The organism is Thermocrispum municipale DSM 44069 (genome assembly GCF_000427825.1).
GTDB classification, from domain to species: domain Bacteria; phylum Actinomycetota; class Actinomycetes; order Mycobacteriales; family Pseudonocardiaceae; genus Thermocrispum; species Thermocrispum municipale.
In genome coordinates this window covers 518728-544187 of record NZ_ATYT01000003.1, presented here as the reverse complement: position 1 = coordinate 544187, position 25460 = coordinate 518728, and the positions used below count along the sequence as shown (strand labels likewise).

At 69.1% G+C, this 25460-nt stretch carries 21 protein-coding genes; 5 read left to right on the top strand and 16 right to left on the bottom strand.

Annotated features, from left to right (window positions below):
- Positions 1-42: 42 nt before the first annotated feature.
- The 9 genes from tatC to YWM_RS0102455 all read right to left on the bottom strand — a co-directional run bounded on the left by tatC (position 43) and on the right by YWM_RS0102455 (position 7463).
- Complete coding sequence (tatC, locus tag YWM_RS21865) at positions 43-975, bottom strand: twin-arginine translocase subunit TatC (protein ID WP_043659125.1); 933 nt, start codon at positions 973-975, stop codon at positions 43-45.
- Positions 976-1002: 27 nt separating this feature from the next.
- Complete coding sequence (gene tatA / locus YWM_RS0102490; RefSeq protein ID WP_028849382.1) at positions 1003-1302, bottom strand: Sec-independent protein translocase subunit TatA; 300 nt, start codon at positions 1300-1302, stop codon at positions 1003-1005.
- An 80-nt stretch (positions 1303-1382) separates the two neighbouring features.
- A complete protein-coding gene (locus YWM_RS0102485; protein ID WP_156914589.1) occupies positions 1383-1598 on the bottom strand; it encodes a hypothetical protein in 216 nt (71 codons plus the stop codon).
- 64 nt (positions 1599-1662) lie between these two features.
- Entirely contained in the window at positions 1663-2493 is an 831-nt protein-coding gene (locus YWM_RS0102480) for an ABC transporter permease (protein WP_211232409.1), read from the bottom strand.
- The gene (locus YWM_RS0102475) at positions 2490-3458 is read right to left on the bottom strand and encodes a daunorubicin resistance protein DrrA family ABC transporter ATP-binding protein (RefSeq protein ID WP_028849379.1); all 969 of its coding nucleotides are present in this window, start codon (positions 3456-3458) and stop codon (positions 2490-2492) included. The genes YWM_RS0102480 and YWM_RS0102475 overlap by 4 nt, the downstream gene beginning before the upstream one ends.
- Before the next feature lie 135 nt (positions 3459-3593).
- Complete coding sequence (locus tag YWM_RS0102470) at positions 3594-4019, bottom strand: pyridoxamine 5'-phosphate oxidase family protein (RefSeq protein ID WP_028849378.1); 426 nt, start codon at positions 4017-4019, stop codon at positions 3594-3596.
- Between the two features lie 35 nt (positions 4020-4054).
- Positions 4055-5023, bottom strand: a complete 969-nt coding sequence (locus YWM_RS0102465) for a helix-turn-helix transcriptional regulator (RefSeq protein WP_028849377.1) — start codon at positions 5021-5023, stop codon at positions 4055-4057.
- A gap of 8 nt (positions 5024-5031) precedes the next feature.
- Entirely contained in the window at positions 5032-6018 is a 987-nt protein-coding gene (locus YWM_RS0102460) for a helix-turn-helix transcriptional regulator (RefSeq protein WP_028849376.1), read from the bottom strand.
- Between the two features lie 152 nt (positions 6019-6170).
- A complete protein-coding gene (locus YWM_RS0102455) occupies positions 6171-7463 on the bottom strand; it encodes a class I SAM-dependent methyltransferase (protein ID WP_028849375.1) in 1293 nt (430 codons plus the stop codon).
- Between the two features lie 153 nt (positions 7464-7616).
- Here YWM_RS0102455 and YWM_RS21860 point away from each other — a divergent pair, with 153 nt between their 5' ends.
- Positions 7617-9233, top strand: a complete 1617-nt coding sequence (locus tag YWM_RS21860) for a glycosyltransferase family 4 protein (RefSeq protein WP_156914588.1) — start codon at positions 7617-7619, stop codon at positions 9231-9233.
- Positions 9234-9236: 3 nt separating this feature from the next.
- On the opposite strand, the gene YWM_RS25045 is transcribed toward YWM_RS21860, so the two are convergent.
- The 7 genes from YWM_RS25045 to YWM_RS21835 all read right to left on the bottom strand — a co-directional run bounded on the left by YWM_RS25045 (position 9237) and on the right by YWM_RS21835 (position 20809).
- Positions 9237-10805: a glycosyltransferase family A protein gene (locus YWM_RS25045; RefSeq protein WP_211232408.1), complete on the bottom strand. Its 1569-nt coding sequence runs from the start codon at positions 10803-10805 to the stop codon at positions 9237-9239.
- A 60-nt stretch (positions 10806-10865) separates the two neighbouring features.
- Entirely contained in the window at positions 10866-13064 is a 2199-nt protein-coding gene (locus tag YWM_RS21850; RefSeq protein WP_084612140.1) for a glycosyltransferase family 4 protein, read from the bottom strand.
- Between the two features lie 61 nt (positions 13065-13125).
- Positions 13126-14928: a glycosyltransferase gene (locus YWM_RS21845; protein WP_084612139.1), complete on the bottom strand. Its 1803-nt coding sequence runs from the start codon at positions 14926-14928 to the stop codon at positions 13126-13128.
- A 33-nt stretch (positions 14929-14961) separates the two neighbouring features.
- On the bottom strand, positions 14962-17076 hold the full coding sequence (locus tag YWM_RS0102430; protein ID WP_028849374.1) for an acyltransferase family protein: 2115 nt from the start codon (positions 17074-17076) through the stop codon (positions 14962-14964).
- A gap of 67 nt (positions 17077-17143) precedes the next feature.
- On the bottom strand, positions 17144-18235 hold the full coding sequence (gene wecB, locus YWM_RS0102425; RefSeq protein WP_211232407.1) for a non-hydrolyzing UDP-N-acetylglucosamine 2-epimerase: 1092 nt from the start codon (positions 18233-18235) through the stop codon (positions 17144-17146).
- 76 nt (positions 18236-18311) lie between these two features.
- Positions 18312-19319 (bottom strand): class I SAM-dependent methyltransferase, encoded by a 1008-nt coding sequence (locus YWM_RS25040; protein WP_156914587.1) that lies wholly within the window; start codon positions 19317-19319, stop codon positions 18312-18314.
- A gap of 125 nt (positions 19320-19444) precedes the next feature.
- Positions 19445-20809: a glycosyltransferase family 28 protein gene (locus YWM_RS21835; RefSeq protein WP_052344463.1), complete on the bottom strand. Its 1365-nt coding sequence runs from the start codon at positions 20807-20809 to the stop codon at positions 19445-19447.
- 90 nt (positions 20810-20899) lie between these two features.
- On the opposite strand from YWM_RS21835, the gene YWM_RS0102405 reads away from it, so the two are divergent.
- The 4 genes from YWM_RS0102405 to YWM_RS21825 all read left to right on the top strand — a co-directional run bounded on the left by YWM_RS0102405 (position 20900) and on the right by YWM_RS21825 (position 25443).
- Complete coding sequence (locus YWM_RS0102405; RefSeq protein ID WP_028849372.1) at positions 20900-22177, top strand: nucleotide sugar dehydrogenase; 1278 nt, start codon at positions 20900-20902, stop codon at positions 22175-22177.
- Between the two features lie 17 nt (positions 22178-22194).
- A complete protein-coding gene (locus YWM_RS25035; RefSeq protein WP_052344462.1) occupies positions 22195-23637 on the top strand; it encodes a glycosyltransferase in 1443 nt (480 codons plus the stop codon).
- An 83-nt stretch (positions 23638-23720) separates the two neighbouring features.
- On the top strand, positions 23721-24653 hold the full coding sequence (locus YWM_RS0102395) for an ABC transporter permease (RefSeq protein ID WP_028849371.1): 933 nt from the start codon (positions 23721-23723) through the stop codon (positions 24651-24653).
- Positions 24646-25443 carry an ABC transporter ATP-binding protein gene (locus tag YWM_RS21825; protein WP_211232406.1) on the top strand — a complete coding sequence of 266 codons (798 nt, stop codon included), beginning with the start codon at positions 24646-24648 and terminating at the stop codon, positions 25441-25443. Before YWM_RS0102395 ends, YWM_RS21825 begins: the two co-directional genes overlap by 8 nt.
- Positions 25444-25460 lie beyond the last annotated feature (17 nt).

The following is a 25460-nucleotide window of genomic DNA, read 5'->3' as shown; positions in this document are numbered from 1 at the left end:
TGCCCCGCGCAATGGCCCGCGACGGCGCGCGGGCGCGGCCTGCTAGGTGACGTCCTCGCCGTCGGCGCTGCTCGGCGTGTACTCGAACGGCGCGGCTTCGTCGTCCGACAGGTTGTCCCAGCCGAGCTCCTTGCGTTGCTTGGCCTTCTTGCGGTCGTGCAACCTGGCCACCTGGATCGCGCCTTCGAACAGCAGTGTCAGGGCCAGAGCCAGAGCCAGCATCGAGAACGGGTCCGCCGGGGTGACGATCGCGGCGAAGACGAACAGCAGCATGATGATGCCGCGCCGCCACTTGCTCAGCTGCTCGTAGGTGAGCACACCCGCCCGGTTCAGCATGATGATCAGCAGCGGAACCTCGAAGCTCACGCCGAAGATCACCAGCAGCGTGATGATGAACGAGATGTAGTCGTCACCGGTCAGCGCGGTGGTGAAGTTGTCTCCGCCGAAACCGACCAGCATCCGCAGCGCCACCGGCACCAGCAGGTAGGCCAGCGCCGCACCGATCGCGAACAGCACCGTCGCGATGCTGACGAAGATTTTGCCGTACTTGCGCTCCTTCTCGTACAGCCCGGGCGCCACGAACGCCCAGAACTGGTACAGCCACACCGGCGCCATCAGCACGGCACCCGCCGCGATACCGACCTTCAGCCGGATCATGAACACTTCGAACGGCTTGGTCTGCAGCAGCCGGCATTCACCGTCGCCGTTGAAGTCGGCCAGCATGGAATCCGGCAGCGCACAGTACGGTCCGCGGATCATTTCCCCGAGCGACGGGATCGGTCCGATCGCTTGCTCGAACCAGATGAAGCCGATGATCCCGCCGGCCACGATAGCCAGCAGGGCATACGACAGCCGTCGACGGAACTCGTAGACGTGCTGGATGAGCGTCATCGTCCCGTCGGGATTGTGCCTGCGACTCCGGATCCGCCGCAGCTCGCGACGACGGGCGCGACGCGAATTCGTCGGCTCGGCCACCTACGCCTCGTTCTCTCTCGTGGCGCGTCAGCCCGCGTTCTTCTGTTGCTGCTTCAGCTCGTCCAGCTGACGCTGCAGTTCGGCCACCTTGTCCTCGGCCGACTGCGCACCGTTGGACGATGCCTGGGCGGACGGGAGCGCCTTGGCCGCGGGCTGCTCACTCGAGGTGTCCTCATCGGTTTCGCCCCGCATGTCCTTGGTCTCCGCTTTGAGGATCTTCAGCGAACGACCCACCGCTCGTGCGGCGTCCGGCAGCTTCTTCGCACCGAACAGCAGCACCAGCACGGCCACCAGGATGAGCAGGTGCCAAGGCGACAGCGAACCCATCTGGGCCTCCCTTCACGGCATATGCCTGTCAGCAACCAGTCTACGGTCCGCGGCCATCGTGTCACGAACCACAAGTAGCGTCAGTGCCCCTCCGGCTCCTCGGACCGGCGCCGGGCGGCAACCGCCAGCGCGGCGCGCCGGGCTCGCAGCAGCCCGAGCTCGCTGTCCAACACGGCCTGAGTGGCGCTGCGAAGCGTACTGAACTGTCGCAGCGCGCGGCGGAGGCGTGCCGCCACCAGGACGAGCACCACGAGACTCACGACGACGAGCCCGGCGCTGACCCAGTAGTACGTCACGTCGCTACCGTAGCCGCCCCGCCGCATGGCCGAGGCAGCACCTCGGCCATGCCGGGACGAATCGTTACACGACCCGGCGCTTGAACGCCCACACCGACAGCGGCGCGAACACCACCAGGAAGGCCAGCGCCCAGACCACCGACCACAGCAGCGGATCGGCCACCGGTCCGCCGAGCAGCAGTCCGCGCACCGCGTCGGAAATGATGCTCACCGGGTTGACGTTCACGAACGCCTCGAGCCAGCCGGGCAATGTCGCCGCGGGCACGAACACGTTGCTGACCATCGTCAGCGGGAACATCGCGGTGAAGCCGAAGATCTGCACCCGCTCCGGGTCCTTGGCGGTGATGCCGACCAGCACCGACACCCACGAGAAGCACAGCGCGAAGCCCAGCAGCAGCGCGATCGCGGCAAGCAGGCCCCCGACGTTGCCGGTCAGGCTGAAGCCGAGCACGAAGCCCACCACCAGCACGAGGAAGATCGACCACGCCTGCTTGACCTGGTCGGCCAGGATGCGCCCGGCCAGCGGCGCCCACCGCGCGATCGGCAACGACTGCAACCGGTCGAACACGCCCTTGGTGATGTCGGTGTTCAACCCCTGCCCCACGTACAGGGTCACGAACAGCATGTTCATCACCAGCATGCCGGGCAGCATGAACTGCAGGTACGCCTGCCAGTCGCCCATGATGGCGCCGCCGAACATGAACGTGAACAACAGCACGAACATGATCGGCTGGATGCTGAAGTCACCCAGCTCCCACGGGTTGTGCCGGACCTGGACCACGCTGCGCCACGCCAGTGTGAGCGATTGCCGCACGCCTTCCAGCGGCGTGACCCGGACGGCCAGGTCGGGCGCTTGCTGCGGGCCGCCGGCCGCCTCGATCGTCGTGGCGGTCATGCCGACACCTCCTCGGACTCGGTCGCAGGTGCTTCCTCGGCGGGTCGCCCGGTCAACGACAAGAAGACTTCGTCCAGGCTGGAGCTGCGCAGCTGCAGCTCGGCCAGGAGCACGCCGGCCTTGTCCAGCCTGCGCACCGCTGCGGACAGCACGGACGGTTCGGTGACCGGTGCGGTGACCAACGAACCCTGCACCTCCGGCTCCATGCCGGTGAGCTCGGTGACCACTCGCTGCACCACCGGCAGCCCGGCCCCGTCCGCCGGACGTACCGCCAGCGTCTGCGCCCCGGTCTTCGCCTTCAGCTCGTCCGGGGTGCCGTTCGCGATCACGCGGCCGTGGTCGATCACCGCGATCTCGTCGGCCAGCGCATCCGCCTCGTCCAGGTACTGGGTAGTGAGCAGGATGGTCACACCGCGGGCGACCAGGTCGCGCAGCAGATCCCACAGCTCCAGTCGAGCACGGGGATCCAGACCCGTGGTCGGCTCGTCCAGGTACAGAATGCGCGGACGGCCCACCAGGCTGGCGGCCAGGTCCAACCGGCGCCGCATGCCCCCGGAGTACGTCTTGGCCGCCCGGCCACCCGACTCGGTCAGCCCGAAGTCCGCCAGCAACTCGCGGGCCCGCGCCTTCGCTTCCCGCTTCGGCATGCCGAGCAGCCTGCCGATGAGCAGCAGGTTCTCCACGCCGGTCAGCGTCTCGTCGACCGAGGCGTACTGCCCGGTCAACCCGATCAGCTGCCGCACCTGGTGCGCCTGGGTGGCCACGTCGTACCCGCCGACCGTCGCCCTCCCCTCGTCCATCCGCAACAGGGTCGCCAGGATGCGCACCGCGGTCGTCTTGCCCGCGCCGTTCGGGCCGAGCAGGCCGAAAACCGAACCGGTCCGCACGGCGAGGTCGACCCCGTTCAATGCCGTCGTCTCGCCGAAACGCTTGACCAAGCCTTCGGCCCAAATCGCGTGATCCACTGCCGGACTCCACTCACCAGGGATGATGTGCACGAACAGGATGCCGGAGCACACCGACAATTTGCCTTCGGTTTCTCTTCGCCGCCGCCGCTCGCCACGTTAGAACCTCGACTTATCTCGAGGTCAAGCAGCGGGTCACTCGGCCGTCAAGTCCGCCGACAGCCACCGTTGCGGCCGCAGGCGAATGACCTGTTGCGCACCGAACTCGCGCATCGCCATCGCGACGTAACCGTCGACAGCCTCCGCCGGGAGGTAGCGCTCGGCCAGCTCGCGGTGCGCCGCTTCACCTGCCTGTTCCACCCCGGCCACGGGCCCCTCCACGGACACGTACCGCACCCGTGGGTGGACCGTGTCGACCATCAGCGAGAACCGACCTGCCGCAGCGATCAACTTCGCCTTACGCGACTCGGCGGGCGTGAGGATCCACGGGTCCGCTCCTGGCTGGTACTGGTACCAGATGGGCACGGTCAGCGGCGCCCGATCAGGGCCTGCGTTCACCGACAAAGCCGCCACGTGCGGCTCGGCCAGAAACTCTTCCCGCTCCTGTCGTGTCAGAGCCATGGCGGCACCGTACGCGGCGGCACCGACAGTTCGGGCTACCCCGCGTGCGCGGCGGCCAGCTCGAGCGCCGCGGCCGCTCGCTCGCGTACCGTCTCGGCCAACTCGGCAGGCTCCTCGACGACGGCGTCGCCGCCCAGCCCGAGGATCAACCGCACCATCCACGACTCGTCGCTGTAACGCATCGCCACCCGCAGCCGCCCGCCGTCGAGCTCCTCGAGCTCCTCGCACGAGTAGTACTCCGACACCCAGCGGGCGTCCGGCTCCAGCACCAGCGTCGCGATCGCTTGGTCCGGGCTGGGCGCGAACAGGCCGGCCGAGACGTCGTGCGGCTCGGCATCCTGCGGCGGACGTGCGGGCTCGTCCAGCACCTCGATGGCGTCGATGCGATCCACCCGGAACAGCCGCACGTCCTGGGCGCGCCGGCACCACGCCTCCAGATAGCTGCGGCCTTCCACCACGAGCATCCGCATCGGATCGACGACCCGCTCACTGAGCCGGTCCGACGAGGCGGTGTAGTACTGCATCCGCACTGCTCGCTGCGCCCCGAGCGCTTGCTGCACCACGCGCCTGGTCTCCGCCGTGCGGCGGGCCTCCCGCAGCCCGGCGTCGACCACCACGCCGGCAGGCTGCGCCTCGCCGGCGGCCGCCTCGATCTTCGCGATGGCACGACGAACCGCATCGGCATCGAGCACCCCTGGGGTCTCCGCCAATGCCCGGAGCGCGACCAACAGCGCGGTCGCCTCTCCCCCGGTGAGCCGCAACGGCCGACGCATGCCCGCGTCGTACGTCACGGTCACCGTGTCACCTTCGAACGACAGGTCGATCAGGTCACCGGGCCCGTACCCCGGAAGGCCGCACATCCACAGCAGCTCGAGATCCTTGCGCAGCTGCTTGGCGGTGACCCCGAAATCGGCCGCCGCGTCCTCGATCCTGATTCCCGGCCTGGCCAGCAAGTACGGCACCAACGCCAGCAGGCGCGGCAGCCGAGCGCTGACGCCGCGCATGCCCGCCGTCATCGCCGATCACCGCCCGGGTGAGCAAGCGCGCTGAGCCGCTCGTGTACCGCCTTGGCGAGCACATCCGGCTCCAGCACCAGCACGTCCGGCCCGTAGCCTGCGATCCACTTCGCCATGCTGTCCGGGTAGTAGACGTTGCGCTCGATCTCGTCCCCCTCGATCCCGGCCACCGTGCGCCGGCCGATCACCCGCGCACCGCGACGGATCCCGGCGGCCTTGCCGTCGGCCACCCACAACCGTGCCTTCGACGCGGGCGCGTCGAACTCCGGCTCACCGCTCGCCGCGACGAAGTCGAGCAGGTTCACCCCGTCGGGTCGCTGCACGGCCCCGGCCCGACCGATCAGCTTGACGTCACCCTGCACACGAGACAGCCGGAAACACCGTGGCGCGTTCCTGTCCCGGTCATGGCCCACCACGTACCAACGTCCGCGCCACGACACCACACCCCACGGTTCCAGCGTCCTTGTCCGCCGCTCCGGAGAGCCGGAACGGCGGTAGTCGAACTGCACCGCGCGACCCTGCTGCACGGCGGACAGCATCGGCCCGAACGAGGCATCGGCGCGCACCCGCGGCTGCACCGGCGCAGGCACCTGCTGGTCGACCTCGACGCCGGCCGCGCGCAGCTTCACCAGCGCGGCCTCGGCCTGACCGGTCAGCTCCGGCGAATCCCACAGTCGCACCGCAAGCCCCACGGCGGCGGCCTCGTCCGGGGCCAGCTCGATCTCGCCCAGCTCGTAGTCCCGCCGCGCGATGCGATAGCCGTCCACCGGGTCGAACGAGGAGTTCCTGCCGGTCTCCATCGGGATGCCCAGCTCGCGCAGCTCCATCTTGTCCCGCTCGAACATGCGGAAGAACGCCTCGTCGCTCGGCGCGTCGGCGTAACCGGGCACGATCGCGCGGATCCGCTCCGCGGTCAGGTACTGGCGCGTCGACAGCAGCGCGAGCACAAGGTTGACCAGTCGTTCTGCGCGCGCGGTGGACACTCTGCCGAGAGTAGCTCGCTTGGCCAGTGAGTTTGTGCAGGCCCGCCGGGTTCATCGGCACGGTTGTCGCGAAGTTTGCCGTTCCCCCGCCGCCGTGCGCCTCATCGCCACCATCCGCATCGACGCGACCACCGGGCGTGCACGCCGAGGCGTCAGGAAGCAGCGTTGGTCAACAGGGACGCCCGCGTGATGCGGAACTGCACGGTCGCCCCCGGCTTGATGCGCGCGAACACCTCGAACGTGTCGGCCGAGGCGAGGTCGTCGACGTGCAGGGGCACGAAGTGCAAGCCCTTGCGGCCCTTGCGGAGAACGAACGTCGCCGGGTTCGATCGAGGGCGTCGCGTGCCGGGCTCCCACTTCCACCGCGCCACGCGCTTGGACTCGGCATACGCGTCGACGTAGAAGACCTCGACGTCGTCGATCTCGTCCAGCGCGAGCTCCAGCCGGATCCCCAACGGTTCGGTGACCGGGATCGCCGCGCCGCCGTACTGGCCCGGCCCGTCCGAACGGTCCTCGCCGGTGAACGAGCACAGCAGAGTGCCGTCGTCGGGACGAACCTCGGCATGCGCCAACCGCCTGTTCCACCGGCTCGGGCTCGCCATGTGCAGGTCGAGCGGCCGCAACGCCCGCGGCAACTCCGGGTCGGCGGGCACGTCGACCCACGGATCGGCAAGTGCAGCCGCCGCGGCCATGGCGCGGTCGTTCGGGCCGGGTCGGCGCGAGGCGAGTACGAACACCCACGTGTTGTCCACGACGTCGACCAGGTGCGTGGTCAACCCAGCACCCTCGACCATGGCCTTGATGCGCTGGGCATCGAACAACGCGACGTGGCCCCACACGTTCTCCAGGCGGCCGAGCAGCGGAACCGAGATGAGCAGGTCCGCTTCCTCCGGCAGCGCTGCGGCCAGTGTCTTCAGCGCCGCCTCGGGATCGGGCACGTGCTCGATCACTTCACAGCAGACCACCAGGTCCGCACCGAACTCCGCCACCTGCTCGCGCGTGAGGTCGTAGAGGTTGCCCTCGTGTACCTCCGCCCGGTCGGCCAACCCGTTGTGCTCGAGGGTCTGCCGGGTCGCGGTCACGTTCTCGGGTACCAGGTCGATGCCGTGATAAGCGCCCACCTTGCCGTCGCGCAGGAAGATGCCTGCCAGGTACCCGCGGCCGATGCCGACCTCGAAGAGTCGATCGCCGGGCCGGACGAAGTCGATGGTCCGGCGGAAGCGCGTCCAGTTCGCCGGCGAGCGGTACAGCTTGTGGATCCCGTCGGGGATCGACGGGCCCGCCTTCAGCGGCGTCAGCTCGTCGGCCGCGCGATCACGCTCCGCAGCCCATCGCCGCTCGAACAGCCGCTGCGACTGCCCGGAACCGAGGGCGCCGAGCACGTCCACCAGCTCCCAGCCAGCTCTGACCAGCGCCTTCTCCATCGCCGCCGCGTCCTCGGCCATGATTACTCCCGGTTTCCCCTCGGTGTAGGCGGTAGCCTAGCTCGCCCCCTGCGTTACCCATTCGGGTTGGTGGCACATCGCGTAACAGCGCCGGCCCGGCGGTGCCGTAGGATCCTGCGCCGTGACCGACCGCGATCCGGGGACAACCCGCCGATGAGCCCGCTGCCCGTAGGTGTGCGCGCCCGGCTGGCGGCGGTCCGGGATCGTGCCCGCAGCCCTCGCAGGCCCGGCCCGCGAGCGTCGACCAGCCAGCTCGCCTTGCTCAAGCGTCTGACCATGCAGCGGCGTTACACCGAGGCGGTCGAGCTGGCGCAACGCCACCTGACCGATTTTCCGCGGGACGAGGCATGGCTGCGGCAGGCGGTGGCCACGTGCGGCAAGGCGGGCGCCGTCACCAGTCAACGGGATGCCGCACGGCTGCTCGCCGAGTTCGACCCGGCCATGACGGCCAAGGCCGACCAGCTGGACGGACGGATCCGGGAGACCTCGCCGTCGTGGCGGCCGACGGTTCCCGGCGAGCCGGAGCAGGTGACCCCCGCAAGCCCGGCCAAGGTGCTGCACCTGCTGAAGATCTCGTTGCCGTACCGGCAGAGCGGCTACAGCGTGCGCTCGAAATACACGGTGGAGGGCCAGCTGGCGGCAGGGCTCGAGCCCGTGGTCGTCACTGCACTGGGCTTCCCGCGGCAGATCGGGGTCTCCGACGCCGCGCCGGAGGAGACCATCGGCGGGGTGCGCTACCTGCGGCTCGACCCTGGGCCGGACTACGACTTCGACAAACCTGCCGACCAATACCTGCAGGATTACGCCGAGGCCGCCGCCGAAGTCGTCCGCACCGAGGCACCGGCGATCATCCATGTGCACTCCGGGCATCGAGGCTTCGAGGCCGCCCTCGTCGGGCTGGCCTTGGGCAAACACTTCGGCATCCCGGTGGTCTACGAGGTGCGCGGCTTCTTCGAGTCGCTGTGGACGTCCGACACCGCGCTGGCGGAGTCGTCGGAGATCTACCGGCGGCGACGGGACACCGAGAACCGCTGCATGCGCGAGGCGGACGCGGTCGTCACGCTCAGCGAGTCGATGCGGGAGGAGATCGTTCAGCGTGGCGTGGCGGCTGATCGCGTGCACGTCGTGCCGAACGGCGTCGACGGCGAGGCCTTCCAGCCGCGGGAGCGCTCTCCCGAGCTCGTCAGCCGACTCGGTCTGCGCGACCGGTTCACCTTCGGCTACGTCAGCAACCTGGACCACTACCGCGAGGGGCAGGAGCTGCTGATCGAGGCCGCGGTCGTGTTGCGTCGGCGAGGGATACCGGCGACCGCGTTGATCGTGGGTGACGGGCAGCGTCGTGCCGAGCTGGAGAGCCTGGCCGAGCAGCGGCAGGCAGGCGACGCGGTGATCTTCACCGGGCGCGTCCCGCACGACGAGGTGCTGGACTACTACGCACTGCTCGACGTCTTCGTCATCCCCCGGATCGACGAACGGGCCGCCCGGTTGGTGACGCCGCTCAAACCGTTCGAGGCGATGGCCGCGGGCATACCGCTGGTCACGTCCGACCTCCCTGCACTGCGTGAGATCACCGGCGACGGCAAGCGCGGCCGCTATTTCCCGGCCGGCGACGCCGACGGACTGGCCGAGGTGCTTGCTCAGCTGCACGCCGACCCGGCCGAGCGGTCCGCGATGGCGCAGCGGGCACGCGACTGGGTCGTCGCCGAGCGTCAGTGGTCGGCCAACGGCCACCGCTACGCCGAGCTGTACACCTCGCTGCGCCGAAGCTGACGGTCAGATATCGACGTGCTCGCGCGGGTCACCGAAGAAGACCAGGCGCCCGGCGCGGTTCATCAAGGCCGCGTCGGTGATGGCCCAGGTATGCGCGGTGCGGTCGGTACCACGAACGCTGACGTAGTTGTAGCGGTCCGCCGAGTACGTCTTGATGCCTTCCCGCTGTGCCCGGTTCAGGATGTCGGTGTCGACGCCGCGCGGTAGGTCGTCGCCGAACCGCAGTGAGCGGGCCACGTCGGCCTTCAGCATCATCGACCCACCCTGGACCAGCCGTTCGTACCGGTGCTCCGAGCGCGGGCTGCGGAGCACGACCGCGCCGCTGGATCGCAGCCACACGTAGTGCGCCCACTTCCCCACGATCCCGGCGTCGGTGTAGTCGAACGCGTCGAGCAGATCGTCCAGGTAGTGGGTGCCGTAGAAGTTGTCGTCGTCCATCTTGGCGACGAAGTCACCGTCGGCCGCTTCCAGGCCGAGGTTCATGCATGCACCCAGCGGCAACGAACTGTCCGCCTCCACCACCGTCACCTCGGTCAGCCCAGCGGCTTTGGCGCGCGCCTCCACCTCGAGCGCTGCCGCGTCCAAACCGTGCAGCACGAGAACGAGCTGCACCGCCTTGTGGGCTTGGCGGGCCACGTTGGCGAAGACGTTGTCCAGCTCGTGCGCACGATTGGTCGGGACCACGGCCGACACGGTCCGCTCCGGCGAGCCCGCGGGCCGGCCGGTCAGTCCGGCCAGGGTCTCGACCCGGCGGGCCACGGAATGCCGCCTGCGGACGATGCGGCCCAGCACATGACCCTCCCGCTCGGCCAGTTCCGGCTGGTAGAGGTGCGCTGTCAGTTGGGTGCGGAGCGCGTCGTCGTCCTCGACGACGGTCACGTGCTCGGCGACGTCGGCGGGCAGGCCTTCGGTGCTCGTGGTGAGCAGGCTGGAGCCCCCCGCCAGCGCGGACAACACCGTCCACGGGTGCGATTGCCGCTGAACCACGACCGGGTAGCCGGACACCTGCGGTCCGGACACCGGCAGGCTGCCCGCGTCCCAGACATCCTGCTTGCCGCTGTCGAACTGGTCGACGGCAGGCCCCAGCACAGCGGTTGCCTGCTGACGCGGCCGTCCCACCGAGGGGTTGTGCAACCGCGGCTGGACCGCGGGTGGAAGCAGCTCGGCGCCCGGCAGCGCGGTCAAGGAGCGCTCGTCGTCGACGAAGACGTGCTCGACCCGCTCCGCCCACGAGGTGTCGGCGTCAACCGTGCCGGTCACCCACACCGCCAGCGGCAGCGACATCTCGGCGCACCGGTCCAGCGCGCCGTCCCAGCCGTCCAATCGGCCGTGCGGTGCTTGCACCAGGACGAGGTCGACCGCCCCGTCGACCAGGACCGTGTCCCAGTTCTCCGGCGTCAGTTCTCGCTGGGTCCACTCCCACGCCAGCAGGGATGACAGCCGACGATCAGCGGCCACCGCGACGCGCAGCTCCGGGCGCGCAGGCGCCGGCGCGGGTGGCTGGTACGCGCGCTGTGCGGCGCGCAGGTCCGCCCGCCGCACGGAATCCGGTCCGCCGACCGCCGATCGCAACCGGCGCAGCGTGGCGCGGGCGAAGGACGCTACCCGCGAGGTAGCCGCCCCACCGGTCATTTACGCCTGCCCGGTCTTGCGGTCCAGCAGCTCGTGGTACGTCTCGTCCACGATCGAGGTGATCTGCGACCAGTCCCGCTCGGCCAGCACCCACTCCCGGGCCGCCTTGCCCAGCTCCGCGCGCAGCTCCGGCGAGTCGAGCAATTTGCCGAGCACCGCCGCGAACGCCTCCGACGAGCCCTTCTCGAACACCAAACCGGTCTTGCCGTCGTCGACGATCTCGGTGAGCGCCGCGACGCTGGACGAGACCACGGCCTTGCCCATCGCCATCGACTCGAACGGCTTGATCGGCGAGATCAGTTCGCACACCGGCAGCGGCAGCCGCGGGAACGGTGCGATGTCGAACAGCGAGATGTAGCGGCCGATCTCGGCGTGTGGCACCCGGCCGGTGAACGTCACCACGTCCCCCAGGCGCAGCTCCTCGGCCATACCGCGCAACACGTGTTCGTGGTGTCCGTCGCCCACGATCAGTACGTGGAAGTCCGACCGCTTCTGCTTCAACGCCGCGGTGGCCTCCAGCAGCAGGTCCAAGCCTTCGTAGTCGACCAGACCGCCTGCGTAGCCGATGACGGTCTTGTCGGTCACCCCGAGCTCGGCGGCGAGTTCGGCGTCCCGCTCCCGCGGCGCGAACCGGTCGACGTGCACACCGTTCGGCAGCACCTTGAGCCGCTCGGCCGGGATGCCGCGGTCGATCATCTCCCGTCGCAGGGCCTCGGTGATCACGAAGACGACGTCCGCGTCCCGGCAGGCCGCGTTCTCGATCGCGGTGAGGAACTGGTATCGCTCGGTCTGGGCGAACGTGTCGCTGCGCGAGACCTTCATCAGGTCCTCCAGGCCGCGCATCTCGTAGATGAACGGAATGCCCAGCCTGCGAGCCGCCCGCGCACCAGCCAGGCCGTTGAAGTAGAAGCTCGAGGCGTGGATCAGGGAAGCGCCGTGTTCGCGCGCCACGGAGGCGATACCGTCGGCGAACTTCTCGGTGAACGAGTCCAGCGGATGCTTGGGGTACTGGGTGACACCGTCCTCGTAGAGCCGGTGGTACTCGATCTCGTCGACCACGTCGACCCGGTTGACCGTCCGCTCTCCGATACCGCGCCACCAGTCGAACGGGAAGCCCAGCCTGGTCACCGCGCGCACGTCCCAGCCGCGGCGGTGCAGGCTGCTCAGGATGCCGTGCGACCGCGTCGCGTAGCCACCGGAAGTCATCGGCAGCGACTGGGCCAGCACCGACAACACCGAGCGGTCGCGCGGCTGGTGGTCGGTCTTGTCCGCCGCCGGGGCGAGCTCGGGCCAGCCGTTGGCCACGATGGCCAGCTGGTCACTCGCACCGGCCACGATCTCGTTCATCTTCTCGTCGTCGGGCTCGTCGATCAGCACCCGCTTGGCCAGCGACATCGCCGCGCCGAGGTAACCGGCACCCTGCGCCTTGCGCGCCGCGGTACGCAACTGCCGCAGCGACAGCGGACGACCGTCCTCGGTCGGTGTACCCGCCGTGTTCTCCTCCAGGTACCTGGCCAGCTCCTGCCACTGCTCCAAGGTGAACAGTGCACGGGTCACGATGTGCACCGGCCGCTCGCGCTCCTTGTTGATCTGCTCGATGCGCTTGCGGTAGGCATCCTGATCGGATCGGTACAGCTGGATCAGCCGCAGCTGCTCCTCCAGCTCCCGGACGCGCTCCGACTCGTACGACACCGCCGAACCCTGCAGCACCTTGTCGTACTGCGCCACCAGGTCGGCGTCCTCACCCTCGGCCAGTGCGTCGAGCGTCTTACGCACCTCGCCGCCGTGCCGCGGGGGACGTACGGCCAGCCGCTCCAGCACCTCGCGCTGCTCGGCGGTGCGCTGCGTCTGCCCGGCCAGACGGAAGTGCACCAGCTGTGCATCCAGGTCCGTGGGGTCGAGCTCGATGGCTTTGCGGATGTCCTCCAGTGCGCCGGTCAGATCCGCCTGCTTCTGCTTCGCCACCGCCCGAACGTGCCACGCGCCCGCCTCGGCAGGCGTGCCGATCAACGGCTGCGCGATCGCCTCGGCCTTCGCGTAATCCTGCTTCTGCCGGATCAGGCGCAACGCCTTGCTGACCCGCATGCGCGCGTTGAGCCTGCGCACCTTCGCCGGCCCCACGGTCGGCGGGATCCGTACCGCCACCGGGTAGGCGGCTTTCAGCACGGTCTCCTTCATGCGGCGCTTCAGTGAGGACATCGTGTAAGAGCTCCCCTAGGTGTCGCCGGACTCTGCGTGACCGGCCAGACGGTACATGTGCTCAGACCTCGACGTGGACACGCGGGTCACCGAAGAAGACCAGCCGCCCGGTCTTGGTCATGAAGGTGACGTCGTGTACCTGCCAGGTGTGCGACGTCCGGTCCGAACCCCGCACGCTGACGAAGTTGAACCGGTCGCCGGAGTAGATGCGCACCCCGTCGGCGATCGCGCGATCCAGGAAGTCGCTGTCGACGGCGCGCGGGATGTCGCTGAATTTCAGGCTGCGGGCCAGGTCGCCTTCGATGAGCATCGAGCCGCCCTGGATCCGACGCTCGTAGGTGTGCTCGGCATCCGGGTAGCGCAGCACGACGGCATCGGTGGAGCGCAGCCAGACGTAGTGACCCCACTTTCCGACGACGCCCGCGTCGGTGTAGTCGAACGCGGCCATCAAGTCCGTCAGGTAATGCTTGCCGTAGAAGTTGTCGTCGTCGATCTTGGCGATGTAAGCACCCGAGGCGGCTTCGATGCCCCGGTTCATGCACATGCCCAGCGTCAACGACTTGTCGGCGTGCACGATGGTGAGGTTCTTGACCCCTTTGTCGGCCGCTTGTGCCTGCAGCTCCGCGTCGTCGACGTCGAGTCCGTGCAGCACCAGCACCAGCTCGAGCTCCGGGTAGGCCTGGCGGCCCATGTTGTCGAAGATGTTGCCGATCTCGTGCGCCCGGTTCGTCGGCGCGACCGCCGACACGCTGCGCGACGGGCGCTCCGTCGTCTTCCCCAAGGCGCCGAGGATGCTGCGGGCGCGGTGGTCGTAGGTGTGCCCGGCCAGGACCGCACGGTGCAGCCGGAGCGCTTCCCGGTCACGCAGCTCGGTCTGCCAGATGCGGGCATTCACCTCTCCGCGGAGTTCTTTCTCCGTGCTCTGAGCGGCGACGTGCTCGGCAACCTCCGGCGGCATGGCCTCCCGATACTGCGGAAGCGACACCACCGCCGTCTGCGCAGCGCCGGCCTCCAGCGCGGTCCATGCGGCTGCCGGGTGGGACCGGCCCGCGTCCAGCAGAACGCGGTACGAGCTCGCCAGGCCGACCGAGCGGGCATGGTCGACCGTCTCGCGAACCTTGGCCTTGGCGCCGTCGAGCTCCTCCGGGCGCTGACCGGTCGTCCACACGTCGAATTCGGCCGACTTGATCGGCTTCAGCGCCGCCGCGACGACCTCGGTGAACGTCTTCGCCTCGGCCGCACCGAAGCCCTGTTCGTCGACGAGCAGCACGCCCTTGGTCGGCCGCCGGTCGCCCGGGCCACCGTTGACCGGGTTGTGGACGAACGGCTGCGCCGCGGGCGGGAGGACCTCGACGGTCACGTCCGGGTACTCGGCGCGCCACGTCTCCACGGCTGAGGCGTCGTGCAGGAAGATCGCCTTCGCCGCGCCGGCGAGCGCGGCGGCGGAGGACGGCGCCACGGCGTCGGTCACCCAGACGACCAGGTCGACCCCGGACTCCGTGATGCCGGCAACGAGTTCGTCGACCTGCTTCCAGCCGGGAACACCGGAGCGGGTCAGCTCGACCAGCACCAGGTCGGGCTTGGCCGCGAGCACCTCACGCCAGCCTGCCGGCTCGAGGTCGCGCTGCTGCCACTCCCACGCCAGGCCCGTCCGCAGCCTCGGCCCGGCTGCCACCGCTGCGGTCACCTCCGCGCGGCGCGGGCGCGGCTCAGGCAACTGCTCCTCGGACTCCGGCTGCCTGCCCGACGTCACCAGTGCGGACGTCGGTGAGGTGGGCTGTTCCCCCTGTTGCTGGCGGGACCTTCTGCGCAGCACGCGTAACGCACTGCCCAACTTCGCGCGGGAAGTGGGCCGACCGGTCATGACTTCTCCAGATCTTCTGTGGTCCGGCAGGCTCTACTTCGCCTGGTCGACGACTCGAACCAGCTCCCGCTCCAACCGCGGCGCCAGCGTGTCGACGTAGGTCTTCGTCAGGTGCGAACCCTGGCGGTAGATCAGCACGTCACCGATCACCGGCGGGCACTCGTCACCGGGGCACAAGTAGTCGTTCATGTCGATCAGCTCGACACCCTTGACCTGCTTGACGGCCTCGACCTGCACCGGGCCGCCACCCTTCTCCTCGCCGCCGGAACGGTCGAACGCGCACTTGTCCAGGCTGTCCCGGTTGTCGTCGACGCACTCGTAGACCGGGCTGATGTCCTCGTCCGGGTGCGGGTTGTCCCGCAGCACGGCCACCGAGATGCCTGCCTTGGTCAGCTCGTTCCACCGGGCCTTCATGCCCTTGATCATGGTTTCCTCGCTGGCGCCCCCCTTGGCGTCGGTCGGGTCGTCCAGCGCCTTGTTCTTGCCCTGCGAGGTCAGCACCACGTCGGGCTTGTCCGCGAGCAGCTTGTCGGTGACGGCCTTGTTCCACTCGGTGCACGACGCGTACGGCTTGCCGTCCTGCGAGATGGTCACGTCGGCGAACGTGCAGGCCGACTTGGTGTAGGTGACCACCTTCCAGCCGCGCTCCTTGCCGATGGTGTCCAGCGCGGAGATCCATTGCAGCGCCTTCGAGTCACCGACCAGCGCCACCGTCTTGTCCCCGTCGGGGTCACCGTAGGTGCACGCCGCGGGCTGGGCGGACGTGACGTCGACCTGGCAGCCCTTGTCGTAGGCGTCCGGCACGTCGTCGGTCGCCTCGAGCGGGTCGGGCACCATGGCGTCCGCCGACTTCTGCGCCTGGAACGACTTGCCGGTGATCGCGGCCGCGCCCTTGGCGTTCGCCACGCCGCCACCGCTGACCACGGCGGTGATCCCGATCAGGCTGAAGCCCAGGACGACACCGAGCACGGACAGCGCGGCACCCAGCTTGAGCGAGTTCCGCGGCACCTTGAACGTGGTGCGGGAGAACCGGATCGGGTTCTCGATGAACTTCAAGGTGAGCCAGGCCGGGATGAACGACAGCAACGCCACCGCGAGACCGCGCGTCGGCGTCAGGCCGTCCCAGTAGGCGGCCGCGGCCACGATCAGCGGCCAGTGCCACAGGTACAGCGAGTACGACAGGCCACCGACCCAGGTGAAGGGCCGGGTGCCCAGGATGGCGACCGGACCGCGCGGGCCGGCGGAGAAACCGGCCGCGATCACCGCCGCCGTGCCCAGTGTGGGCAGCGCCGCGGCGTAACCCGGCCACTCGGAATCGGTGGAGTAGACCAGGGCCGACGCGACGATGGCCGCCACGCCGAGCCAGCCGAGCGCGACGGCGAACAGCTGCGGCACCTTGGTGAGCCACACCGCGGCCAGCGCGACCGCGGCACCGATGGCCATCTCCCACATCCGGGTCGTGGTCACGAAGAAGGCCACCGGCGGCTCTTCCATCGTGTAGTAGACCGACCACGCGAACGACGGGATGGCGATGATCGCCAGACCGATCCACAGGTGGTGGCGCAGCTCGCGGCCACGCTTGCGCACCATCCACGCGACCAACAGCAACAGCAGCGGCCACACGAGGTAGTACTGCTCCTCGACCGCCAGCGACCAGAAGTGCTGCACCGGCGAGGCTTCGCTGTCCTCGGCCAGGTAGTCCACCGATCGGTCGGCCAGCCGCCAGTTCACCACGTACAGCGCCGCCGCGACGATGTCCCCACCGATCTCCTCCCACGAGATCCGTGGCACCACCGCAAGCACCAGCACCACCGTGGTGGCCAGCACCGTGGCGGCGGCGGGGAGCAGTCGTTTGGCCCGTCGGGCGTAGAAGCCGGCCAGCGAGATCGTTCCGCTGCGCTGAACCTCCTTGACCAGCAGGCCCGTGATCAGAAAGCCGGAGATGACGAAGAAGACGTCGACGCCGACGAAACCACCGGGGATGAACGGCAGTCCGGCGTGGTAGAGCAGCACCAGTCCGACGGCGATGGCGCGCAGGCCCTCCACGTCCGGCCGGAATCCGGAGATCGGCGACCGCGACTTGGCCTCACCTGGAGCGGGCGGCTGCCGGGTCCCGGCTTTCTCGCCGAGCCTCACCTCGGTGACCACAGGGTGTTTCCTCCACATACGTCGGCGTGTCTGGCTCTATGCGGGCCGCAACCAGTCCGGTTGCCGGCTAGACACCGAGGAACCGCACCACGACGTCGGCGATACGCTCACCGGCCTTGCCGTCCCACAGCGGCGGCACCGGCCACTCCGAGGCACGCCCGGCAGCCAGCACATCGGATACCACGCCGGGCAGCGATTCACGCGTCACCAGCTGGTTCGTGCCGTGCGTGATGGTGATGGGACGCTCGGTGTTCGGCCGCAGGGTCAGGCACGGAACGCCCAGGATCGTGGTCTCCTCCTGCACGCCGCCCGAGTCGGTGATCACCACGTTCGACCCGCGCACCAGGCCCATGAACTCCACGTAGCCGAGCGGGTCGATGATCTTCATCTTCGGGTGGTCGAACAGGCCCGCGTCGCGCAGGCGCGCGCGACCCCGCGGGTGCAACGGCAGCACGACGGTCACCTGGTCGGCGACCGCGTGCATGGCCTTGACCAGCTCGGCGGCGTCGGCCGGGTCGTCCACGTTGCTCGGACGGTGCAGTGTGGCCACCGCGTAGTCGCCGGAGACGTCGGCCAGCGCGGCAGCCTTCTCGGTGTCGAACCGATCCATGTTGGCCAGCAGCGTGTCGATCATCGGGTTGCCGACCAGGTGGATCTTGTCCGGATCGATGCCCTCGTTGCCCAGGTGCGCGATGGCGTCCGGGCTGGTGCACAACAGCAGGTCGGCCAGCCGGTCGGTGACGATCCGGTTGACCTCCTCCGGCATCGTCATGTCGAAGCTGCGCAACCCCGCCTCGACGTGCGCGATCGGCACGCCCAGCTTCGACGTCACCATGGCGGCCGCGACGGTGGAGTTCACGTCGCCGTAGACCATCACCAGCGCGGGCTGCTCGGCGACGACCAGGTCCTCCAGCGCGGTCATCACCGCGGCGGTCTGCTTGGCGTGGGTCCCCGACCCGACACCCAGGTTGATGTCCGGCTCGGGCAGCCCGAGCTGCGTGAAGAACACATCGGACATGTGCTTGTCGTAGTGCTGTCCGGTGTGCACCAGCTTCTGCCCGACGCCCCGCCCGGTGAGCGCCTTGATGACCGGCGCGGCCTTCGGAAAGTTCGGACGCGCCCCGGTGACGTGCAAAATGAGCGGGTTGGCGGTTGACATGGTCTGCAAGCGTACTTGGTCCATTCGGTGTCGATGTGCGGGCCCACGCCCTCGGCGGTGTGTCGGGACAAAACGGTCAGGCGGTCGGAACGACCAGCCGGGCGGTGCCTTTCTCGTGCGCGAGCTTGGTCCAGGTCAGCTCCGGCCACTCGGACTGCCAGCGGCGCAGGATCGCTTGCTCGTCGGGCCGATCGGCGTCGTCGAGCAGCAACACCGCGCCGGGTGCCAGTATGTCGCGCAGCACCGGGACCGCCGGGTAACGGGCTTGTTCGTGTGTCGGTTTGGGCGGCCCGTCGATGAGCACCACCTCGACGTCGTGCAGATCTTTCAGCGCGGCGGTGTCGTACCACTGCCAGGTACCCGCGGGCACCTCGACCGGCGCGATCGGCGCCAGCCGCACCTCGGCGATCTCGGACAGGCCGTGATCGTCGAGCATCGCCCGGGTCTGGTCGGCGAACTGCTGGTCGTGCTCGAGCGCCACCACACGGCCTGCGCCGAGCTTGTCCACCGCATACGCGGCCCAGATCGTGGACGCGCCGCTACCGCATTCCAGGACGGTGCGCGGATGCCGATCGAGGATTTCCTGCACATAGCTGAGCAGAACGTCCGGCGACAGGGCCCACCCACGGCTCGGCGGCATCTCGTGGCGTACCTGGATTAGGTGGTACAGGTTCTGCAGCGCTTCCAGCTGCCGGAACATCCGGTCGGCCTGGCGCCGCGAACGGTCGGCTTCCGCCTCCGCCGTCTGCTCGATCTGCTTGGCCAGCGTGTTCGTCCGGCTCTCCACCGCTTTCGACACCGACCGGTACGCGTGCTTGGTCTCCACCCGATGCGCCCGGTCAGCGGCGGCCACCGAGGATGCGACCGCCTTCTGTTGCCGCTGCATCGACTCGATCAGTCGCAGCATGGTCCGCTGGTGCTTGCGGACGGCGTTGAGCCGTGCCCGCACCCACCAGAGGCCGACGATCAGCACGGCGAACCCGGCCGCGGCGATCGCCGAGGCCGCCCAGTCGGCCCGCCATCCGGCGAGACCGCCGAGCACGGCTGCCGCTAGTACCACTGCAATCAGGCCAACGAGTCGCACTCCGCTTCCTCTCGCCGTGTCCGTGACCAGTGCCCTGCCGGCAACGAGCGGGATTTACCCACGATCGCGGGACCACAAGCACGCCGAAGAGTGTCCGCGGTCACATCGCCTCGGTGTTCACCGTGTCACAGCGAGGGATAGAAGTCGCGTGCTATGTCCTCCCGACGGCGTCGATACTCCCCCGACGCCCCAGGCAGCAGGTCCTCGACCGGGCTCGCCCCGGAGACCACCTCACGTTCGGCCGCCTCGACGAACGCCACCCGCCCTTTCAGCCGCGGAACGGGCTCCTGCCTGCGACCGAGCAGTCTCCTGGCGGTCGCCACCGCCCGGGCACCTGCCACTCGCTCCACCACCGGACGCACCGCGGCCCTGGCCATTTCGGCGCGTTCCCCGGCCGAGAACCGGTGACCGGAGAAATTGCCTGCCACGTCGGCCAACGCCGTAGCGGCCGCGGCAGCCCCGTCCGGCTCCGGGAGGTCGGCCAGTCGGCGGGCGAGCTCGCTGCGCACGGAGGCGTCGAGCAGCCTGCTCACGGCCCCGCCCACCCGGCCGGGATCCTTCTCCGGAGCGGTCAACGCCAACCGGTGCTCCGCCGCCCAGCACGCCCTGGCCGCCTGGTCGTCGGTGACCGCGGCGTCGGTGGGCACGAACACCGTCGGCACGCCGCCCAGGAGCATCTCGTGAAAAGAGTTGTAGCCCGTCTCGGTGACGGCGATGTCGAAGGCCGCCTGATACCTCACCAGGGGGAAGACGCCGTGCAGCCGGGTCACGCGCTTCTCCAGGCGATCGTCGAGCCCCAGGTCTCCCCCGCTGATCGGCGACCGGGTCAGCGCGATCTGCCAGTTCTCGTCGGCCAGAATCGCCCGCACCGCGGCCATCGCCGCCTCGGAACCCTGCGTCCGCAGCGTCACCAGCGCGGTGGGCCGCTGCTGGTCCAGGCCGAGCTCGGCCCTGGCCTGCTCCTTGGGCAAGCGCTCGACCCGCTCCAGCAGGGTCACCGGCGGAACGCGGATCACATCGGTCGCGCCTGCCGTCGCGCCACGGTCGGCCTCGGCAGCAAGGTCACCGGGCTCCAGCACCGCGTCGAACATCAGCCGCTTGCGAAGCGCCGCCACGTTCGCGCCCGGCTTCCACATGGCCCGCCGCACCCACACGAACGCGACGTCCGGCCTGCGCCTGCGCGCCAGCGCCACTCCGTAGTAAGGGAAGGCGCCGTCGAAGGCGAACACCGTGGCTGCGGTCTCGTCGATCAGCGCGGTGATGCGTGCCGCCAGATACTCGTGCCAGTCCACCGATGTCATGAACCGGCGTTGCGAACTCGGGCAGTACTCGCCGCGCAAGCCGAGCGACGTGCGCACCAGCGGCAACGCCTGGGACAACGAGAACAGCACCGGGTCGAACTGCTCACCGGCGGCCAGCGCGGTGGCCGCCGCCCGGGCCAGATGACCCATACCGGTGCCGTTGCTGGTGGCCAGGATGACCGTGGGCATGACCGTGCACTGTAGGCGGTCGGGCCTCGGCGAACGCACCCCGGCCCGGTGTTGACGTGACCGCCGTGGGCACCGGTGTAGCATCCGCTCGTGCCTACCGAGAACACCACAGATCTCGTCATCATCGGCCTCGGCTACGTCGGGCTACCGCTCGCGCAGGGCGCCGTGCATGCCGGCCTGAAGGTCGTCGGGCTGGACGTCGACCCGTCCGCGGTCGACGGCCTGAACGCCAAGAAGTCGCACATCGACGACCTGAGCGACGCCGACATCGCAGAGATGGTCGACAAAGGCTTCCGGGCGACCACCGACCCGTCCGTGCTGGCCACCGCCGACACCGTGGTCATCTGCGTGCCGACCCCGCTGTCGGACTCCGGTGGCCCGGACCTGAGCGCGGTGAACAGCGCGACCAAAGCGGTGGCCGACCACCTGCACGAGGGCATGCTGGTGGTGTTGGAGTCCACCACGTACCCGGGCACCACGGACGAAGTGGTGCGCCCGGTGCTGGAAGCAGGCGGCATGGTCGCGGGCAAGGACTTCAACCTGGCCTTCTCTCCGGAGCGGATCGACCCGGGTAACGAGAAGTTCGGCCTGAAGAACACCCCGAAGGTGGTCGGCGGCCTCACACCGGCGTGCACCGAGCGGGTGGTCCAGTTCTACTCGCGCATCGTCGACACCGTGGTGCGGGCGCGGGGCGTGCGCGAGGCCGAGATGGCCAAGCTGCTGGAGAACACCTACCGGCACATCAACATCGCGCTGGTCAACGAGATGGCCAAGTTCTGCCAGGAGCTGGGCGTGGACATCTGGGACGTCATCCGTTGCGCGTCCACCAAGCCGTTCGGTTTCCAGCCGTTCTACCCCGGCCCCGGCGTCGGCGGTCACTGCATTCCGATCGACCCCAACTACCTGTCCTACAAGGTCAAGACGCTGGGTTACCCGTTCCGTTTCGTCGAGCTGGCGCAGGAGATCAACGCGTCGATGCCCGGCTACGTGGTGCGGCGCACCCAGGATCTGCTCAACGAGAAGGGCAAGGCGCTGCGCGGGTCGAAGGTGCTGCTGCTCGGCGTGACCTACAAGCCGGACATCCACGACCAGCGCGAGTCGCCTGCGCAGCCGCTGGCCAAGCACCTGCTGAACTTCGGCGCCGAGGTGCTCTACCACGACCCGTACGTGCCGACCTGGCAGGTCAACGGCGAACGGTTGCAGTGCGTTCCGGATCTGGACGCGGCACTCGAGTCGGCCGACGTGACGATCCTGCTGCAGCCGCACTCGAGCTACGACCTGGCGGCGATCACCAAGCAGGCCCGGCTGTTGTTCGACACCAAGGGCAAGGTCGACGCCGAGGAGTCCGCGTCGATCGCCAAGCTCTGAGCGCCTGACGAACCGCGATGACGAAACCCGTGGTGGTCCTGGCCACCAGCAACGGCACCGGGATGGGTCACCTGAGCCGTCAGCTGGCGGTGGGCCAGGCGCTGCAGGAGTACGCCGAGCCGGTCTACTTCTCGCTGTCCAGGGCCGTCGGTGTGATCCGGCACATGGACCGCCGCGGTGAATACGCGCCGAGTCGCGAGCGAGCGTGGATTCCCGAGCACATCTGGCACAACTACTTGCGCGACCGTCTGACGGCGTTCGTCACCGAGACGAAGGCCGAGGCCGTGGTGTTCGACGGCGTCGTGCCGTACGAAGGTCTGTTGCTGGCTCGCGCCCAGCTGCCGAACGTCCGGTTCGTGTGGATGAGGCGGGGGTTCTGGCGGCCCGGCGCGCGCACGACTCCCCTGGCCGCCGCGCCGTTGTTCGACCTGGTGCTCGAGCCCGGAGACTTCGCCGAAGCCGGTGACACCGGCGCCACCGCGGACCGTGGGGACGCCGTCCGGCTTTCGCCGATCACGCAGCTGGAGCACCTCGACCTGCTGTCGCGCGAGGAGGCCGCCGCGGAGTTGGGTCTGGACCCGACTCGGCCGACCGCCTTGGTGACGTTGTCGTCCGGCGTGCTCAACGACGTGGTCACGCCCGGCGCGGCCGCGGTGACTGCACTGCTGGAGGACCCCGAGTGGCAGGTGGCCGTGGTGCGCTCACACATCGCGATGGGCCGGATCCCGCTCGCCGACGAGTCCCGCTGCATCGAACTCGCCGGGGTGTATCCGCTCTCCCGCTACCTGGCGGCGTTCGACGCCGCGGTGGCCGCGGGCGGCTACAACTCGGTACACGAGCTGCTCACCGCGGGCATACCGACCCTGTTCGTGCCCAACCCGACCTCGGGCACCGATGATCAGCCCGCCCGCACCCGGTGGCTGGCCGACCAGGGGTTCGCGCGCTACGCCGACGCCGCCCAGCTCGACGACGTGCGCACGCAGGCGCGGGCGCTGCACGACGAGCAGGAGCGGGAGCGCCTGCGCAAGGCCTGCGCAGGCTTGCCCAAGCCGGAAGGGTCGGTGCAGACGGCGGAGCAGATCGCGGACCTGCTGAAGCGTGAGCCGCGCGAGGTGAAGCAGGCTGCGTTCCGTCGGTTGCGGGCCAAGTCCGCCGTGGTGCGCGCGATCGGGCCGAAGGGCATGGCCATCGCGAAGAAGGCGCTCCGGCGGCCGCCCGCGACCGGCCCGACCACCCGCCTGCCCGTAGCCGTCGTGACGGACCCGGTCGACGGCTCGGACGACGCCGCGCCGGCGACACCGCCCGGCGTTCGTCTGGTGCGCATGACCGAGGACTTCGATCCGGTGCGACAGAGCTCGGACCCGGTGGAACACCTGATCGCCGGGGCGTCCGCCGAGTACCGGCAACGACGCCAGGCGATCCTGCGGAGGTATTACGACGTGCGGGCTATCGGGGCGTAGTGACCCACGCGGCACGCCCGCGGGTCCACCGCGGCCGCGCCCACCCAGCCCCGTAAAGTGCTTGCAGTATCGAGGAGAGGGAGATGCCCGACACGGAGCAGAGCGCGCCCAAGTCGGCGGACGCGGCGAGTGAGGCCGATACCGACCCGGTCGACGGCGCCGCGCTTGCCGCGCGCTACGGCCTGGTGCAGAGCACCGCTCGCCCCAGCCTGACGGCCTACATCAAGCAACTGTGGCAGCGGCGCCAGTTCATCCTGGCCTACTCCGCGGCGCGCAAGGCCCAGACGTACTCCTCCTCCCGGCTCGGCCAGCTCTGGCAGGTGCTCACCCCGCTGATGCAGGCGGCGGTGTACTACCTGGTGTTCGGTCTGCTGCTGCGGTTGAGCCGCGGCATCGAGGACTACCCCGCGTTCCTGGTCACCGGCGTGTTCGTGTTCACGTTCATGCAGCGGTCGATGAACAACGGGGCCAAATCGATCAGCGGCAACCTGCAGATGATCCGCGCGCTGCATTTCCCGCGCGCGGTGCTGCCGTTGTCGTTCGTGCTGGTCGAGTTCCAGCAGCTGATCGTGTCGATGTTCGTGCTGTTCGCGTTCATCCTCGCGGTCGGGGTGCCGATCAGCGTGACGTGGCTGCTCGTGGTGCCCGCGATGCTGCTGCAGATGCTGTTCAACATGGGCCTGAGCCTGCTGATGGCCCGCATCGGCGCGGGCGCGTCGGACATCAACCAGCTGCTGCCGTTCATCACCCGCGTGTGGTTCTACCTGTCCGGCGTGTTCTTCGAGATGACCCGCTACATCAAGAGCGCGCCGGAAGCCGTGCAGCACATCCTGGTGCTCAACCCCGGCGCGGTCTTCCTCGACCTCTACCGCGGCGTGCTGATCGATAGTCACCGCCCGTTGGAGCTACCGTGGGGTTTGAACGTGTGGCAAGTGTCGACCGCATGGGCCGTGTTGTTCTTCGTCGGCGGCTTCATCTTCTTCTGGCGGCGTGAGGAGCGTTATGGTCGTGGCTGAGCGGGAGAAGCAGCGGGCGGGCAAGCAGTCGGCCCCCGCCGGCGAGCGGCGCCCGACCGTCGTGGTGGACAACCTGCACGTCGTCTACCGGGTCTATGGTGCGGGCAAGCAGAACAACGGCAACGCCGCGAGCGCGCTCGGCCGTCTGTTGCGGGGCGCGAAGCCTGCTGGTGTCCGCGAGGTGCATGCACTCAAGGGCATCTCGTTCGTCGCCTACGAGGGCGAAGCCATCGGCGTCATCGGTCGCAACGGCTCCGGCAAGTCCACGCTGATGCGCGCCATCGCCGGCCTGCTGCCCGCGCACAAGGGCGCGGTCTACGCGCAGGGGCAGCCCTCCTTCCTCGGCGTCAACGCGGCGCTGATCAGCGGGTTGAGCGGCAGCCGGAACATCGAACTGGGCTGCCTGGCCATGGGCATGACTCGCGAGGAGATGAAGGCCAAGCGGGACGAGATCGTGGAGTTCTCCGGGCTCGGCGAGTTCATCGACATGCCGATGCGGACCTACTCCTCCGGGATGGGTGCGCGCCTGCGGTTCGCCATCGCGGCCGCCAAGACGCACGACGTGCTGCTGGTCGACGAGGCGCTGGCGACCGGCGACAAGGAGTTCCGCAAGAAGTCCGAGCAGCGCATCCGCGAGCTGCGGGACGCGGCGGGCACGGTGTTCCTGGTCAGCCACAGCATGAAGAGCATCACCGATACGTGTGATCGCACGATCTGGGTGGACAACGGCAAGCTGCGCATGGACGGCCCGACCAAGGAAGTCGTCAAGGCCTATCTCGCCGACGCCTGATCGAGCGACAAGTTTCC